The sequence below is a fragment of the Geobacter hydrogenophilus genome (assembly GCF_018501225.1).
In the GTDB taxonomy this organism is placed as follows: Bacteria; Desulfobacterota; Desulfuromonadia; order Geobacterales; family Geobacteraceae; genus Geobacter; species Geobacter hydrogenophilus.
The window spans coordinates 249,642-265,728 of record NZ_JAHCZI010000005.1 but is presented as its reverse complement, the minus strand read 5'-3'; the positions used below and the strand labels follow the sequence as shown (position 1 = coordinate 265,728).

The 16,087-nt window shown below is 62.9% G+C and carries 13 protein-coding genes; 8 read left to right on the top strand and 5 right to left on the bottom strand.

Going from position 1 to position 16,087, the window contains the following annotated elements:
* Positions 1–49: 49 nt before the first annotated feature.
* From KI811_RS10965 to KI811_RS10955, 3 genes are read right to left on the bottom strand one after another with little or no spacing between them, the layout of a single operon-like run.
* Positions 50–454 carry a hypothetical protein gene (locus KI811_RS10965; RefSeq protein ID WP_214186510.1) on the bottom strand — a complete coding sequence of 135 codons (405 nt, stop codon included), beginning with the start codon at positions 452–454 and terminating at the stop codon, positions 50–52.
* A 3-nt stretch (positions 455–457) separates the two neighbouring features.
* A complete protein-coding gene (locus tag KI811_RS10960) occupies positions 458–1,627 on the bottom strand; it encodes a vWA domain-containing protein (protein ID WP_214186509.1) in 1,170 nt (389 codons plus the stop codon).
* Complete coding sequence (locus tag KI811_RS10955) at positions 1,627–2,070, bottom strand: YqaA family protein (protein WP_214186508.1); 444 nt, start codon at positions 2,068–2,070, stop codon at positions 1,627–1,629. Before KI811_RS10955 ends, KI811_RS10960 begins: the two co-directional genes overlap by 1 nt.
* Positions 2,071–2,420: 350 nt before the next feature.
* Between KI811_RS10955 and aroF the strand changes: the two genes are divergently transcribed.
* From aroF to KI811_RS10935, 4 genes are all read left to right on the top strand, one after another.
* A complete protein-coding gene (gene aroF, locus KI811_RS10950) occupies positions 2,421–3,440 on the top strand; it encodes a 3-deoxy-7-phosphoheptulonate synthase (protein ID WP_214186507.1) in 1,020 nt (339 codons plus the stop codon).
* A 100-nt stretch (positions 3,441–3,540) separates the two neighbouring features.
* Positions 3,541–3,993: a hypothetical protein gene (locus KI811_RS10945; protein WP_214186506.1), complete on the top strand. Its 453-nt coding sequence runs from the start codon at positions 3,541–3,543 to the stop codon at positions 3,991–3,993.
* A gap of 53 nt (positions 3,994–4,046) precedes the next feature.
* Positions 4,047–6,119 carry a M1 family metallopeptidase gene (locus KI811_RS10940; RefSeq protein ID WP_214186505.1) on the top strand — a complete coding sequence of 691 codons (2,073 nt, stop codon included), beginning with the start codon at positions 4,047–4,049 and terminating at the stop codon, positions 6,117–6,119.
* 31 nt (positions 6,120–6,150) lie between these two features.
* A complete protein-coding gene (locus KI811_RS10935) occupies positions 6,151–6,999 on the top strand; it encodes a ChaN family lipoprotein (protein WP_214186504.1) in 849 nt (282 codons plus the stop codon).
* Between the two features lie 4 nt (positions 7,000–7,003).
* On the opposite strand, the gene KI811_RS10930 is transcribed toward KI811_RS10935, so the two are convergent.
* The gene (locus KI811_RS10930) at positions 7,004–8,452 is read right to left on the bottom strand and encodes an ATP-binding protein (protein ID WP_214186503.1); all 1,449 of its coding nucleotides are present in this window, start codon (positions 8,450–8,452) and stop codon (positions 7,004–7,006) included.
* Between the two features lie 216 nt (positions 8,453–8,668).
* On the opposite strand from KI811_RS10930, the gene ileS reads away from it, so the two are divergent.
* Both ileS and lspA read left to right on the top strand, forming a co-directional pair.
* Positions 8,669–11,440 (top strand): isoleucine--tRNA ligase, encoded by a 2,772-nt coding sequence (gene ileS / locus KI811_RS10925; RefSeq protein WP_214186502.1) that lies wholly within the window; start codon positions 8,669–8,671, stop codon positions 11,438–11,440.
* 4 nt (positions 11,441–11,444) lie between these two features.
* Positions 11,445–11,933 (top strand): signal peptidase II, encoded by a 489-nt coding sequence (gene lspA, locus KI811_RS10920; protein ID WP_214186501.1) that lies wholly within the window; start codon positions 11,445–11,447, stop codon positions 11,931–11,933.
* Here the strand turns inward: lspA and KI811_RS10915 are convergent.
* The gene (locus KI811_RS10915) at positions 11,930–12,970 is read right to left on the bottom strand and encodes a DUF3187 family protein (protein ID WP_246551657.1); all 1,041 of its coding nucleotides are present in this window, start codon (positions 12,968–12,970) and stop codon (positions 11,930–11,932) included. The two genes, lspA and KI811_RS10915, sit on opposite strands and share 4 nt — an antisense overlap.
* A 145-nt stretch (positions 12,971–13,115) precedes the next feature.
* Between KI811_RS10915 and KI811_RS10910 the strand changes: the two genes are divergently transcribed.
* Entirely contained in the window at positions 13,116–15,641 is a 2,526-nt protein-coding gene (locus KI811_RS10910) for a penicillin-binding protein 1A (protein WP_214186500.1), read from the top strand.
* A gap of 122 nt (positions 15,642–15,763) precedes the next feature.
* Complete coding sequence (locus tag KI811_RS10905; protein WP_004512326.1) at positions 15,764–16,048, top strand: HU family DNA-binding protein; 285 nt, start codon at positions 15,764–15,766, stop codon at positions 16,046–16,048.
* Positions 16,049–16,087: the final 39 nt, after the last annotated feature.

The following is a 16,087-nucleotide window of genomic DNA, read 5'->3' as shown; positions in this document are numbered from 1 at the left end:
GGCAGTGCGTTTTTTTGTGGCCTGTGGTCCTGAACGATGGCTGGATGGGCTACAAGTCCCCCGTCAGTTCCTGGAGCAGATAGACCTTCGGATTCAGCCCCTTGACGCAGGCAATGATCTCGCGCAGTCCCTTCTCGTCGATTCCTTCCTCTTGATCGGTTCCTTGGAACCAGGGGTACCCCTTGGGGAGGGGCGAGTAGGAACCGTCACGGAGAAGCGACACATCCACCATGTCATTCACCCTGCCTGCGGCCTCCCACGGGTCCCGATAATTGAACTGACGCGCCACGATATGGAGCCCCATGCCATTGGGAAAGAGGGCCTTCACCTCGAAGGAGAAATCCCGCGGCGCTCCGTAGCTGTCACTTCTCCCCTCGCGGGCAAATACCTCCGCTCCTTCCCTCACAAGGAGCTCCCGCACCGACTCGGCAGTCATTGGCGTGAATTCTTCCATAGGTCATACCTCCAGTCTAACCTCCGCCCCCCACGGCGCCGGCTTTTCACCATCCAGCGTCAGCACCCAGAGGGTAGGGAACTCCATCCGATCCGGCGCCGGACCAACGCCGTCGGTAAGGTAGATAACCGCGGCAGGGAGGGGCTTCATGGTCCGCGCAAAACTGAAAACCGGCCGCAGGTCGGTGAACCCTCCCCCTCCGTAGATTTCGGTTACCGACGCAACTCCACGGAAAGCGTCGATCCTCTGGATCCGGCTGTTGGCGTAAAGTACGGTGATGGTTGACTCCCGTCCCCGAGAGATCCGGATCAACTCCTGGGCGAAGGCCTCCCGCAGTTCGACGATATTGGTGGAATCGCTCACGTCGATTCCGATCAGGAGGTTCAGGCGTCGCATTTTTCGGACGCCGGGAGTGATATGAACAAAACGGCGATGCTCCTTCATCCAGGTGGCCTGCCGGCCCGTTCTCCCCGCCGCCGCCACGAACTGCCGGAGCACCTGGCGCCACGGGATAGGCGAGGGGGCGAGCATCCCCTCCACCACCTGCCGGATGTCGGCCGGCACCTCCCCGTCGCAGGCCCGGTAGGCGTCGCGCACCATCCCCCGCACCACTTCCTCGGCAAGGCGCACCGGCGTGGCATCGGCATCGTCCCAGATGACATGGTCGTCCACCGTCGTTACGGACTGCTCCTCCTCCCCAGACTCCTTCTTTCCCCCGGCGTCCCGGGAAGCGTTTCCCGTGCCGTACCCCTGGAGGCTTCCCGTGTCGAAGGGGTCGGCGAGGAGTGCGTAGTATTCTTCGGCCGCAAGCCCTTCCTCCAGCTTGAAGGCCCGGGGGAGGAGCGCATCGGCGGGGAGGTGCTCGATGGAGGGGTTAATGGCCAGGTCGCAGGCCAGGTCCCAGTCGTGGCTGTTTCTTCCCTTGCGGCGAAACATGTGGAGGTGGATCAGGTGCTTGATGGCGTGCTCCAGGAGCCCTTCCTGAACTTGCGGGGGCTCGGCCCCGAAGAGGGGGGTGCTCACCGCCAGGGTTGGCACCCCGTCCCGAACCGTCACCCCGAGGGGGTGGCCGCCGTTCCCTCCCTCCCGGCGAAGTCCCAGGAGGAACCGGCCGTAGAAGGGCTTTCGCTTCAGCATCCGAACAATGGCGTTTTCGATATTCCGCTTGGGCATCACATCCCCTTCACGGTGATCCAGGCGATAAAGGCGTAGCGGGCCAGTTTTCCGCTCCCCACAAGGAGCGAGAACCGGACGAACCTCACCCGGAGGATTCCTCCCACGAGGCAGAGGGGATCGCCGATGACCGGCAGCCACGAAAAAAGAAGGGACCAGGAGCCGTACCGGCCATAGAGCCGGTCGGCCCGGCGCTCCGTCGCCTCGTCGATCCTGAGGACCCTGCGCACCAGAAAGGGGCCGCCCCACATGCCGATGGCGTAGGTGGTGCAGGCTCCGAGCCAGTTGCCGACGGTTGCCACACTCACCGCCAGCACCGGGTCGTGATGCTTGAGGAGGAGCGTGACCAGAAGCCACTCGGAACCGATGGGAACCAGGGTAGACGCAAGGAAACTCAGGCCGAAGAGGGCCGGAAGGCTATGGGTTGTCAGGAGCTGCTCCATTGTGTAACCCTAGCGGAAGGGGGCGGAAAATGTCAAAGGGTTTGCATCTGCTGAAATTTGGGCTTGACATATTCTAATGGGTTGGGCGACTATACAACCCATGATCAATCTCGGCTTCTTTTCCTACGTTAACTTTTACTTTTGGTGCGGCTTTTATTTTAGGCCGTCCGCCCAGGGTAGGGGTTTGTTGTAGGGGGAGCTGAAGACACTACACACTAAACCGGAAGCCGAGGGTGGACAGAGAGACCATCCCCGGCTTTTTCAGTTTTTAAGACCAATAGCGCAGACAAGTCAAAGGCCGGGGGGAATCCTCCGGCCTTTCGTCGTTCCGGGACCACGGGGAGGAAAGGATGATCATCGTCATGAAGGCAGGTGCAGCGAAGAAGGACCGGGATGAGGTAATCAAGCGGATCAAGGAACTGGGGTACAAACCCCACGTAATCCACGGAACCACGCGGGACGTGATCGGGGCCGTGGGGGACGAGCGGGGGAAGCTGGTGCTGCAATCGATCGAGTCGATGCACGGGGTGGAGAGCGTGGTACCGATCCTCAAGCCTTACAAGCTCGCCTCCAAGGAGGTGAAGGTGGAGCCGAGCATCATTCGGATCAGCGATGCGGTGAGCATCGGCGGCAAGGAGATCATCGTCATGGCCGGCCCCTGTTCGGTGGAAGGGGAGGAGCAGATCATCGAGACGGCCAAGGCGGTGAAGGCTGCCGGCGCCCAGGTGCTCCGGGGCGGGGCGTTCAAGCCGCGCACCTCTCCGTACTCCTTCCAGGGCCTTGAGGAAGAGGGGCTCAAGCTCCTGGCCAAGGCCCGGGAGATCACCGGTCTTCCCATCGTTACCGAGGTGGTGAATCCCGAGACGGCGGATCTCGTGGCCGAGTACTCGGACATCCTCCAGATCGGCGCCCGCAATGCCCAGAACTTCGCCCTGCTCAAGAAGGTCGGGCAGCTCAGGCGGCCGGTACTCCTCAAGCGGGGCATGTCCATGACCATCCAGGAGTTTCTCATGAGCGCCGAGTACGTCATGAGCGAGGGGAACCAGTCGGTGATCCTCTGCGAGCGGGGAATCCGCACCTTCGAGACGGCAACCCGCAATACCCTCGACCTCTCCGCCATCCCGGTCCTCAAGGGGATGACGCATCTGCCGGTCATTGCTGACCCCTCCCACGGCACCGGCAACTACCACTACGTGGCCCCCATGGCACTGGCAGCCGTTGCCGCGGGGGCCGACGGACTCATGATCGAGGTGCATCCCGATCCGGAACGGGCCTCGTCGGACGGTCCCCAGTCCCTCAAGCCCAAGAAGTTCGATGCCCTTATGACGAAACTCAGGCTCGTTGCCGAGTCGGTGGACCGGGCGATATAGGACGTCAGGTACTGAGCAAAACCCTTGCGCCCTTCCCGATGCTGCGCTAGGATTGGCTGTTTTTAACCATGATGGACAGCTCAAGCTGAGGGAGGGGTACATGCACATCATTCGTCGTATGGTGGCGGTTGCGGTCGTCATGCTTGCCGTTGCCGGTCCGGTCCATGCCCGCACGGCACGGACCGCCGATCCGGGGGTGGCTGCCGAGGCAAGGCAAAGCCTGGAGGAGATCCTCGATATCTGGCGCGACGGCAATTACGCGCTTCTCTATGACCGGACGAGCGTGAACGGGCGGGAAAGCCGCGAGGGGTTTGCCCGCAAGCTGGTCAAAGCCTCCCGCCGCCCCGCCTGTTGCTGGGAGAAGCTCCAGGAGGTGACGGTGTCGGCCCGCAGCGGCGATGCCGTCACGGTTCGGGGCCGCTTCGGGCTGGACGGGGGGCCGGGAGGGACCGAATATGCAACCAGATCGGTTCGCCTCGTGCGGGAGGACGGAGTGTGGAAGGCGTCCCGGGCAGATCTCCTCTCCCTTGCCGGCGAGAAGCGCAGACGGTAGCGCCACGGGGGAGGAGCTTTCAGTGGGGCGTTTCGGTGATATAGTTGTATCCCATGAAGACGCTTGTTTTCTTCCTGATAGTTCTCGTCTCGCCGCTGTCGCTCTTCTCCGCCTGCTCGGCCCGGGGCGAGGTCCGGTCGCTTCGCCAGGAGATAACGGTCCGCCTGGAACCGGAGCGCCATCTCCTTCTCGGCGCGAGCGCCCTGGATTTAGCCCCGGGGGACTCCGGCCGGATCACCTTCACCCTTAACCAGCGGGCAGTGGTGGATGGGGTGACCGTCGACGGGCGGAAAGCGGTTTTCCGCCGTACCGGCGAGGCCCTTGGTTTGACACTTCCCGAAAAGAGCGGGACTTCGCCCCGTCGGGTCTTGATCCGCTACCAATGCACCTTCAACGATCCGGTGCCGGAGCGGCCCGTTGACAGCGAAGACCCTTCTTACGGCGTCAGCGGCGCCATAACCACTAGGGGGACCTATCTCGGCAGCGACGCCGGTTGGTACCCAGCTCCGGAGACCCTGCCGAAGAGCCGGCGCGTGACGGTCACGGCCCCCGCCGGGATCGAGGCCATTACCGCCGGTCGGCGTATTGCCCGCTTCACGGACAAGGGAACCACCTCTTCCACCTGGGAGGAGGCCCGACCCGTGGAGGGGCTCTCCCTCTCTGCCGGTCTCTACGTCATCGACGAGCGGAGCGTCGACGGCATCCCCCTCTATTCCTACTTCTATCCGGAGAACGCGGGTCTTGCGGCGCGCTACCTGGAGGCGTCCGCCGGCTATATCCGCTTCTATGCCGGAAAGTTCGGCCCCTACCCCTTCGAAAAATTTGCCGTGGTGGAGAACTTCTTTCCCACGGGCTACGGCTTTCCCTCCTATACCCTCATCGGCGGTACGGTGATCCGCCTTCCCTTCATCGTTCACACGAGCCTCCCCCACGAGATCGCCCACTGCTGGTGGGGAAACGGCGTTCTCGTCGACTACCGGCAGGGGAACTGGTCCGAGGGGCTCGTGACCTATCTGGCCGACCACCTCCTGGAGGAGCGGAAATCGGCTCGGGATGGGCGCGATTACCGCTTCCGCATCCTGGCCGATTACGCTTCCCTGGTGGGGGCTGGGGATGACTTTCCCCTGGAGCGGTTCCTCGGCCGGAAGGATTCGGCTTCCCGGGCCATCGGCTATGGCAAGGGGGCGATGCTCTTTCACATGATCCGGAAGCGGATCGGCGACGAGGCCTTCTTTGGCGCGCTTCGGAGACTCTTCCGGGAGAAGTGTTTCTCGACGGCTGACTGGGATGATTTTGTGCGGGCCTTTTCCCGCTCCTCGGGTGAGGATCTGGGGCCGTTCGTGGCGCCGTTGCTCCACCGGCCGGGTGGGCCGCGGCTTGCCCTGTCGGAGGTGGCGAAACGGCGAAGCGGTGCCGGGTGGCTCGTGACGGGAGCGATCCGCCGTGACGGCGGGGTGTATGACCTCAGGGTGACGGTGCGGGTGGCGGCAGGGGGGAAGGAGTATGACCGGACGGTGGAGCTGACGGGTGAGAAGACCACCTTCGCGGTGGCCGTGCCGACAAACCCGGAGCGGGTGGTGCTCGACCCGGAGGTGGATCTCTTCCGGATTCTGCCGCAGGACGAGCTCCCCCTCACGGTAAACCGGATCAAGGGGAGCCAGCCCCTTGCCGCGGTCGTGACCCGTACGTGCGGCGCCGATGACGAGACGCTGCGGCTTCTGCTTCGCTCCCTGGGGCATGGAGACGCCCCGCTGATCCGCGAGGAGAGCGCTGATGTCCCCGACCTGGCGGGCCGCAATCTCCTGCTCTGCGGGATACCGGCGCGGCCCGGGCTCGTGCCGCCGCTGCCGCCGGGGGTAACAACGGCGGCCGGCGGATTTGCCGCGAACGGTACGCAGTACAACGGGGCCGACGACCTCCTCTTCACGGTGCTGAACCGCCCCGGCGTGCCTGGCCGGGTGACGGCGCTGCTCCTTTCAAACTCGCCGGCCGGGGCCGTGGCGGCGGCCCTCAAGATCACCCACTACGGGCGCTACGGGTTCCTGGTCTTTTCCGGAGGGGAGAACCGGGTCAAGGAGACCCCGCGCCCCCCGGGCGGTGAGAGTATTGTGAGATTCGATCAGTGAACGGCACGGCGCTGGCAGTCACGGAGGAGTCATGAAACGTTTCGGCAGGTTCGTCGGCATCGCCCTTGTTCTGGTAGCGGCCGCCCTGGCGGCTCGGAACTGCTTCAGCCACGACCTCGTCGTGCGGCTCGCGGACCTACGGGAGGTCAGCTTCGAGCAGATGATGGGAGATTTGAGGAGGGTTGCGGTCATCTATGTGGGGGAGGTTCACGACAATCCTGATCACCACGTGCTGCAGTTGCGGATCATCCGGGAGTTGCACCGGGCCGGAATTCCGCTGGCCATCGGCATGGAGATGTTCGCCGCCGAGAGCCAGCAGGATCTTGACCGCTGGGTGGCGGGAAAAACCGACAGGGCCGCATTCCAGCGGATCTACCGCAGTAGCTGGAACCTGCCGTGGTCCCTCTATGGCGACATCCTTCTCTTTGCCCGTGACAAGCGGATTCCCCTGATAGGCCTCAACGTCCCCCGGGACGTGTCTCAGAAGGTGGCGCGGCAGGGGTTCGCATCCCTTACGGAGGATGAACGGCGGGAACTTCCCCCCAACATCACCTGTGACGTGGATGAGAGCTACATGGCCATGATCCGCCGCTCCTACTCAAGCCACGGCGCCAGCGCCAACACCTTCAGGAACTTCTGCGAAGCCCAGATGCTCTGGAACAAGTCCATGGCCTACCACTTGCTGGAATATATCAGGAAGAATCCAGGGAGGACCGTGGTGGTCATCACGGGGGGAGGCCATGCCATCAGGGGGGGGATGCCGGTTCAGGTGGACCGGGAGAGGCCGGGTCTCACGAGCCGGGTCGTCCTGCCCGACCCGGTGATCCACGATGGCCGGATCACGGCGGAGGATGCCGATTATCTCTGGCTTTCCCACTGAGGAACTACTTCATCATCGGCAGGGAGACGAAAAAGGTGCTCCCGGCACCGGGGGTGCTCTCCACCCATACCCTGCCGCCGTGGGCCGCCACGATCTCCCGCACGAGGGTGAGCCCCAGACCTGCCCCTCCAACCTTGCGCCGGTCGCTGTTGTCGACCCGGAAGAACCGCTCGAAGACCCGTTCCTGGAATTCGGGAGCGATACCGATCCCTTCATCCTTCACCCAGAAGATGACCATGTCCCTGTCGGCTCTCCCGCCGAGGGTGATGGTTCCCCCGTCTGGCGAGTACTTGATGGCGTTGGAGATGAGATTGCCGGCCACCTGGTAGAGCTGCTCCTCGTTGCCGCGCACTGGCGGGAGGTCCGGGGGGCACTCCACAACGATAGTGTGTTTCTTGGATGCGGCGGCGTAGAGGGCTGCGGCGTCATTCAGCAGGAGCCCCACCGTCACCGGCGTGATCCGGAACTTGACCATGCTCGCCTTGAGTCGCTGGAGTTGGAGGAAGTTGTTGATCAGCTCGCTCAGCCGCTCGGTTTCCTTGTGAATGGTCTGGAGGCAGTTTTTCTGCTGCTCCCGGTCCACCTCGTTCTCCAGCAGGAATTCGGTGAAGCCTATCATGGCGGTGAGAGGGGTGTGCATCTCGTGGCTCACGGCGGAGATCATCTCGTCCTTCATCCGTTCCATCTCTTTGCGTTCGGTGATGTCGATGGCGATCTCCATCCGGACGAGCCGTCCGTCGGTCCAGCGGATCGCCTTGTCGATACACTGGTACCACCGCCCGGTGATCATGTTCTTGTATTCCCAGATGTAGGGGGGAAGCGGCTTGCCGTCCAGCAGGAGTTTGTCGTTGGTGCAGAAGTCGCACGGCAGCGTCTTCCCCCCCTGGATTACCTCATAGCAGAGGCGTCCCTCCCATTTCTCGCCGAAAAGCTGGGAGCCGAACTTGTTCAGGTAGAGAAGCCGGTAGGTATCCATGTCGACAACGTAGACCAAGGCATTGAGGGAGTCGAAGATGGTGCTGATCTGGTTGAACTGGGTCCTCATGGCCTCTTCGGCCTGGCGCCGGCGCCGGCGTTCGTCGGCCTCCCGAACCTCCCGCTCGATGGCAGGCACCAGGCGCGAGAGGTTGTCCTTCATGAGGTAATCGTGGGCGCCGGCCTTCATGGCGGCCACCGCCAGGTCTTCGCCGATCTTGCCGGAAACAATGATGAACGGGATGTCGAGCCCCTGTTCCTTGACGATCTCCAGGCCCACCATGGCGCCGAACCGGGGCATGTTGTAATCGGCGATGATCACATCCCACTGCCGATCGTTCAAGAGGGTGCGCATGTCGTCGGCCGTTTCGGTTCGCTCATAGATGGGATCAACACCGCCGCGGCGCAACTCCCGAAGCAAAAGGAGCAGATCGTCCTCGGAGTCTTCCAGTATCAGCATACGTAGCTGGTGGTCCATGGGGGGTCCTGTTCCCGGCAGGGTCTCCGGGGCGATGGTTGTGTGGTGATTATTCCATTTTGCATGTCAATTCTAACCTCCCTCACCCTTCGGGTCAATGGGCGCGTTCAGACCCTTTAACCTTGACTTTTCAACGGCATACCGGTAACGTTAAGCGTTTTTTCGGCCTTTGCGCTGCTGATTTTTCGGTCGATTACCCCGTTGTGGAGGACGTCCATGGAATATAAGAACACCCTCAATCTCCCGGTCACCGATTTCCCCATGAAAGCCAATCTTCCCCAGCGGGAGCCTGAGATCCTCGCCGGCTGGCAAAAAAGCGACCTCTACGGCAAGCTCGCCGCGGCGGGGAAGGAGAAGCCCCGCTACGTCCTCCACGATGGCCCCCCTTACGCCAACGGCCACATCCATATCGGCCATGCCCTCAACAAGATCCTCAAGGACATCATCCTCAAGAGCAAGCGGATGCAGGGGTTCGACGCCCCCTATGTGCCGGGGTGGGACTGCCATGGCCTCCCCATCGAGCTCCAGGTGGAGAAGAACCTGGGGTCGAAGAAGCATGAAACCACCAAGCTCCAGATGCGCAAGCAGTGCCGGGAGTACGCCGGGAAGTTCGTGAAGATCCAGCGGGATGAGTTCGAGCGTCTCGGGGTCCTCGGCGACTGGGACCGCCCCTATCTCACCATGACCCATGACTACGAGGGGATCACCGCCCGGGAGCTGGCCCGCTTCGCCGACAACGGCGGCCTCTACAAGGGGAAGAAGCCGGTTCACTGGTGCTCCTCCTGCGTCACCGCCCTGGCCGAGGCGGAAGTGGAGTACGCCGACAAGACCTCCCCGTCCATCTACGTGAAATTCCTCCTCCAGGATGACATCAGCGCCTCGGTGCCAGTCCTGGCCGGGAAGAAGGTGTCGCTGGTCATCTGGACCACCACCCCCTGGACCATCCCGGCCAACCTGGCCGTGGCCCTCCACCCGGAGCTTGAGTACGTGGCCCTGGAGACCGGCGGCGAGGTACTCGTGGTGGCAGAAGGGCTCAAGGACGCTTTCATGGCCGCCACCGGCGTGCAGGGGAGCGTCGTCGCCACCTTCCGGGCCGACATCCTCTACAGGAAACGGTGCAGGCACCCCTTCTACGACCGGGATTCCATCGTCCTCCTGGGCGAGCACGTGACCCTGGATGCCGGTACCGGCTGCGTCCACACGGCGCCCGGCCACGGCCAGGAAGACTACGAGCTGGCCCTCGTGGAAGGGCTCGACATCTATAATCCCGTGGACAACCGGGGGCGCTACATCCAGAGCCTGGAGTTCTTCGGCGGCCAGTTCGTCTTTGACGCCAACGCCAGCGTTATCGAGAAACTCCAGGAGGTGGGAGCCCTGGTGGGGCAGGGGAGCGTGGAACACTCCTATCCCCACTGCTGGCGCTGCAAGAAGCCGATCATCTTCCGGGCTACCGAGCAGTGGTTCATCTCCATGGAGAAGAACGACCTGCGGAAAAAGGCCCTGGAGGAGATCGATCGGGTCTCCTGGGTGCCGAAATGGGGGCGCGAGCGGATCCACGGCATGATCGAGAACCGCCCCGACTGGTGCATCTCTCGCCAGCGCTCCTGGGGGGTCCCCATCACCGCCTTCTACTGCACCGAGTGCGGCGAGATCCTGGCCGACGGCAAGACCATGCACCACGTGGCCGATCTCTTCATGGAAGGGGGAGCCGACCTCTGGTACGAGAAGGATGCTGCCGAGCTTCTGCCGCCGGGGACCGTCTGCCCGCAGTGCGGCAAGAGCGCCTTCGAGAAGGAGATGGATATCCTGGATGTCTGGTTCGATTCCGGGGTTTCCCACGCTGCGGTCCTGGAAAACCGCCCCGAGCTGGGCTCGCCGGCCAACATGTACCTTGAGGGGAGCGACCAGCACCGGGGGTGGTTCCACTCGTCGCTCCTGGCCTCCGTCGGCACCCGCGGCACCGCGCCGTACAAGGAGGTCCTCACCCACGGCTTCGTGGTGGACGGCTCCGGCCGCAAGATGAGCAAGTCCGTGGGGAATGTGGTGGCTCCAGAAGAGGTCATCAAGAAGTACGGCGCCGAGATCCTCCGCCTCTGGGTGGCGGCCCAGGATTACCGGGACGACGTCCGGATCTCCCAGGAGATCCTGACCCGCCTGGCCGAGGCCTACCGGCGGATCCGCAACACCTGCCGGTATCTCTTGGGGAACCTCTACGACTTCGACCCGGCCACCGACATGGTCCCCTTCGGGGAGATGACCGAGCTGGACCGCTGGGCCCTGCACCAGCTGGAGGTGCTGAAGGAGAAGGTTTTCACCGCCTACAACGAGTACGAGTTCCACATCCTCTACCACGCCGTGAACGGCTTCTGCACCGTGGAGATGAGCTCCTTCTACCTCGATATCATCAAGGAGCGCTACACGAGCAGGAAGGATGCCCCGGAGCGTCGCAGCGCCCAGACGGTCATGTATCTCGTGCTCGAATCCCTGGTGCGGCTCATGGCACCGGTCCTCTCCTTTACCGCCGACGAGGTCTGGGGGTACATGCCGAAGCGGGCCGAGGCGAGCATTCACCTGACATCCTTCCCGGAGCCCTGCCCCGAGCGCAAGGACGAGGCTCTGGTGGAGCGCTGGGCGAGGATCATGGCGGTGCGGGGGGAGGTCTCCAAGGCCTTGGAGCAGGCCCGGGTGCAGAAGACCATCGGCCACTCCCTCGACGCGGCCGTGACCCTGGCGGCCGAGCCCGAACTCCTTGCGTTCCTGAAGGAGTATGCCGGTGAATTGGCGACGGTCTTCATTGTCTCGCGGGTTAATCTGGTGGAGGAGATTGCCGGCGGGTTCGTGGAGGCCGACGGGGTGAAGGGGCTGAAGATCGGCGTTGCCGGCGCCCCGGGCGAGAAGTGCGAGCGGTGCTGGCACTATGACGAGGAGATCGGCGGCGATGCCGAGCATCCGACCCTTTGCCCCAAGTGCGTTGCGGCGGTCAGATAGAACCATGAGGCCCAACTACCGCATCTTCTCGGTTGTCACGGCAACGTCCCTCGTGATCGACCAGGCGACCAAGATCCTCGTGGACCGGACCATGGAGCTCTACCAGTCCATTCCGGTGGTCCCCGGGCTCTTCAGTATCACCTACATGCGGAACAAGGGGGCGGCGTTCAGCTTTCTCTCGAATTTCGACTATCGCCGCCCCTTCTTTATTGTGGTCACGCTGGTGGCCATGGTGGCCATCGCCATCACCTTCCGCAAGCTCCGGGACGAGCAGCGCCTGGCAGCAGTTTCCCTTTCCCTCATCTTTTCCGGTGCCGTCGGCAACCTCATCGACCGGGTGCGGCTCGGCGAGGTGATCGACTTCCTCGACGTCTACTGGAAAACCCACCACTGGCCCGCCTTCAACGTGGCCGACTCCGCCATCTGCGTCGGCGTGGCGCTCCTCGCCCTCGACATGATCCGGGACGAGCGGCGCCAGTCCAAAGATAATTAGAACCGCTGCCGCAGTGCCAGGTGGAAGGTCACGTCCGGCGCGGTTTTCACGTTCAGATCCTCGGAGAGGGCGATATCGAAGAAGGTCCGCTCCGTGAAGGCGAAGGAAAACCCTCCCGTCATGAGAAGCGAGTCATTGTTGATTTCCCTCAGCTCGCTCCCCTTGTAGAGGGAGGAATGCCAGGTGGTCTGCACCGTCAGGGCCATCCAGTCGAGGGGGCTCCAGCCGAAGCCGAACGTCCCCATGGCCGCCAGGTTCCGCTGCTGGTCGCCGAGCACGTCGCCATCCCCCATCACCGTCCCGCCGGCGTTGGCGAAGAGGGTCAGGTGCCCCCAGTCGCCGAGCCTATAATCGTCGCTGGCGGCGAGCCAGAGGGCGAAGTCGACGCTCCCGCTCCCCCGCAGTTTGCCGCTGTCGCCGGTGGGGAGTTTCAGCGCTCCCCGCAGGGCAACGCGGCGGGGGGCCGCAGCCCCGTCATCGTAGAGCTGGATTCCCCCTGTCAGGCGGATATCGCCGATACCTGCATTGCTGTCGTCGATCCTGAACCGATCGGCACCGTTCGTCTCGTACCGGTAGATGAGCCGGTCCCGGGGAGCGTATTCCCTCCCGCCGTTCGTGAACCCGAAGGCTTTGTGAAACCATTCGATGAACCCGTCGAGGAATCCTCCCGAGTGGGCGATGAAGGGGATCTCGATGCCTGCCTCGACGCCGGGAACAAGGCCGTAGCGGAGGTCGAGGGCGAACCGGTAGGTCTCACCGTCGAGGACGACTCGCTCAGTTCCTTTTGCATCCACGGCGTAATTGTTGGCCAGATCGGCCACGGCGGAAACCTCGCCTTCCCTCGACGCCAGGATCCTGGCGTTGTCCGGCACCGGCAGACCGTGGATCTGTACGAGTGGCGCCATGTTCCCTGTCCGGAAGGGCCTGACTTCCATGCCGCGGGCAACCGTACCCGTGAGCAGCAGTGCCAGCCCTGCCATGGCCGCGCCTGCCCATGCCCGCCACGTTCCTTTCCGTTTCTCCGATCTGCCGTTCATTGCCATACCTGGCCCCCCTGCGGAACAACGTAATATCAACGGCTGCCCCGTCCCTGAGATTCAATAACTATCTTGAACTGGAATGCGCATCTGCGCTAAGGTGAAACGTTATCGCCATCGTAGTATACCAGATTTGGAGACACTCATGACGCCTGCCAGCGGCAGACAGAACATTGACCCCCGGAATGCAAACCGGCGCAGAGACAAAAATCCATGGAAAGTTGTCGTCATAACGCTCGTTACCCTCGGTGTTGTGGCCCTTCTCGCCGTGTTCGGCTATGTCACCTATCTCTACGCCTCCCTGCCGAAGGTTGACCGCCTTGCCGACTACCGGCCTCCCATCGTTTCCCAGGTCTTTGGCGATGATGGCAGCCTTGTTGGGGAGTTTTACCTGGAGCGGCGCATCGTCGTGCCGGTGGAGAAGATTCCCCGGAAGCTGATCCAGGCCTTCGTGGCGGCCGAGGATTCCAACTTCTACCAGCACAAGGGGCTCGATTACCTGGGGATCGCCCGGGCCGCGGTGAAAAACCTCCTCTCTATGCGGAAGAAGGAGGGGGCGTCCACCATCACCCAGCAGGTGGCGAAGTCGATGCTTCTCACCTCCGAGAAGAGTTTTGCCCGCAAGTTCAAGGAGGCGATTCTCGCCACCCGCATGGAGAAGATGCTCTCCAAGGACGACATCCTCTACATCTACCTGAACCAGATCTATCTGGGGGGAGGCGCCTACGGGGTCCAGGTGGCTGCCGAGACCTACTTCGGCAAGAACGTGGAGCAGCTGAGCCTGGCCGAGATGGCCATGCTCGCCGGGCTTCCGAAGGCCCCCAACTCCTACTCTCCCATCAAGCACCTGGACCGGGCCCGGGAACGGCAGGCCTACGTCCTTGAGCGGATGGTGAGGGAGGGGTACGTGACCCAGGCCGAGGCGGACCACGCCCGGGCGACCCCCATCGTGGTCAGGTCCATGAAGAAGGTAAACAGCGAGCAGTCGGCCTATTTCCTTGAGCACATCCGGATCAAACTGGAGGAGACCTATGGGATGGACCGGCTCTACAAGGAAGGGCTGAAGATCTACACCACCATGAATGCCGAGATGCAGAAGGGTGCCTTTGACGCGGTGGTGAACGGCCTGAAAAACGTGGACAAGCGCCAGGGGTTCCGGGGAGCGGTCAAGTACCTCGGGGAAACTGAGGTGGACAACTTCAGCAAGAAAGTGGAAGACGGGATCGATACCGCTTCCCTCAAGCAGGGGAGCACCTACCAGGGGGTCGTCACCGCTGTGGACCCGGCAAAGGGTGATGCGACCGTGCGGGTCGGAGACCGTACCGGCACCATCTCCCGCAAGAACATGGCCTGGGCCGGCAAGGTGCAGCTCGTGAATGCCTGGGGCAAGCAGGAAGGGAAAGGGAAAACTCTGCCGCTCGGGAGCGTAGTTTTCGTTTCGGTGCTCACCCCTGATGTGAACAAGCAGGGGGCCATCTTTGCCCTGGACCAGGAGCCCGAGGCCCAGGCGGCGGTGGTGGCCCTCGATCCCCTGACCGGTGCCGTGAAGGCCATGGTCGGCGGGTATGATTTCCGCAGGAGCCAGTTCAACCGGGCCGTCCAGGCGAAGCGGAATCCCGGCTCCGCCTTCAAGCCGATCATCTACGCCGCCGCCCTCGACAAGGGGCTCACGGCCGCAACAACCTTCGACGACTCTCCCGTCGAATACGAGGGGGGCGGGGACAAGGCCTGGAAACCGAAAAACTACGACAACATCTATCGGGGCATCGTGACCATGCGCGAAGCACTCACCAATTCCATCAACGTGGTGAGCGTCAAGATCCTGGAGCAGATCGGCGTCGGCGCCGCCATCGACTACGCCAAAAAGCTCGGCATCACCTCCCCCCTGGCCGCGAACCTCACCCTGGCCCTCGGTTCGTCCAGCGTGACTCCCCTTGAATTGACCTCTGCCTACGCCGTATTCGCCTCGGGAGGGTACCGGACGACGCCTTACTTCATCACTAAAGTGGAGGATGCCGACGGCAAGATTTTGGAGGAGACGGCGCCGCCGGTCATTCCGACCTTCACCAACCAGAGCACGGCCACCCTCACCAACGCCGACCTCCCACCCGCAACGGGTGCCGTTCCCGGGGGGGGAGCGGTGCCGGCCATTGCGCCTGAAACCGCCTACATCATCACCAATCTCATGGAGAGCGTCGTCACGAGCGGTACCGGCCAGCGGGCCCGGGCACTGGGCCGCCCCGTGGCCGGAAAGACCGGCACCACCAACGACATGAAGGACGCCTGGTTCGTGGGCTATGTGCCGCAGCTGGTGGCAGGGGTCTGGGTGGGGTATGATCAGGAGCGCTCCCTCGGAGCCGGAGGGTCAGGTGGCCAGGCGGCTGCACCCATCTGGACCGAGTTCATGCAGCGGGCCCTGGCGGGTATCCCCGTGAAGAACTTTACCCAACCTGCGGACATCACGTTTGCCACCATTAATGTTCGCACCGGCCGCCTGGCCCGGGAGGGGAGCCCGGGGGCGATCCAGGAGTGCTTTGTCGCCGGTACCGAGCCCACGGCGTACGATGGCGAGCAGGATATACCCGCCGCCGAAGAAAATGCCAGTGATTCCGATGGGTTGCCGGAATGGGTGCGCGCCGGGCGTCTGCCGCGGCGGTCCGAAAGTCGCTAATCCCTTGCGGGGCAACGGTTTACGGTCCATGAAAAAATTATTTTTCTCCAAATAATCCCTTGCAATGTGGAAAATTCTGTCTATAGTATTCGCCAGAATTACCTTAACAAGGAGGGTTGATCATGACCAAAGCTGAACTTGTGGATGCCGTAGCGAAATCTGCCAACCTCACCAAGGCTGCCGCCGACAAGGCGGTGGGCGCCGTAATCAGTGCCGTGAGCGATGCCCTCAAGAAGGGCGACAAAGTGACCCTGGTTGGATTCGGGAGCTTCGAGGTGTCCACCCGCAAGGCCCGCACCGGCCGTAACCCCCAGACCGGCAAAGAGATCAAGATCGCTGCTGCCAAGGTTCCCAAGTTCCGCCCGGGCAAGGCTCTCAAGGACGCCGTTGCCGCCAAGAAAAAATAATTTCCGCGCGTCCCCCCAAGGGGAGACGTTGCTGATACA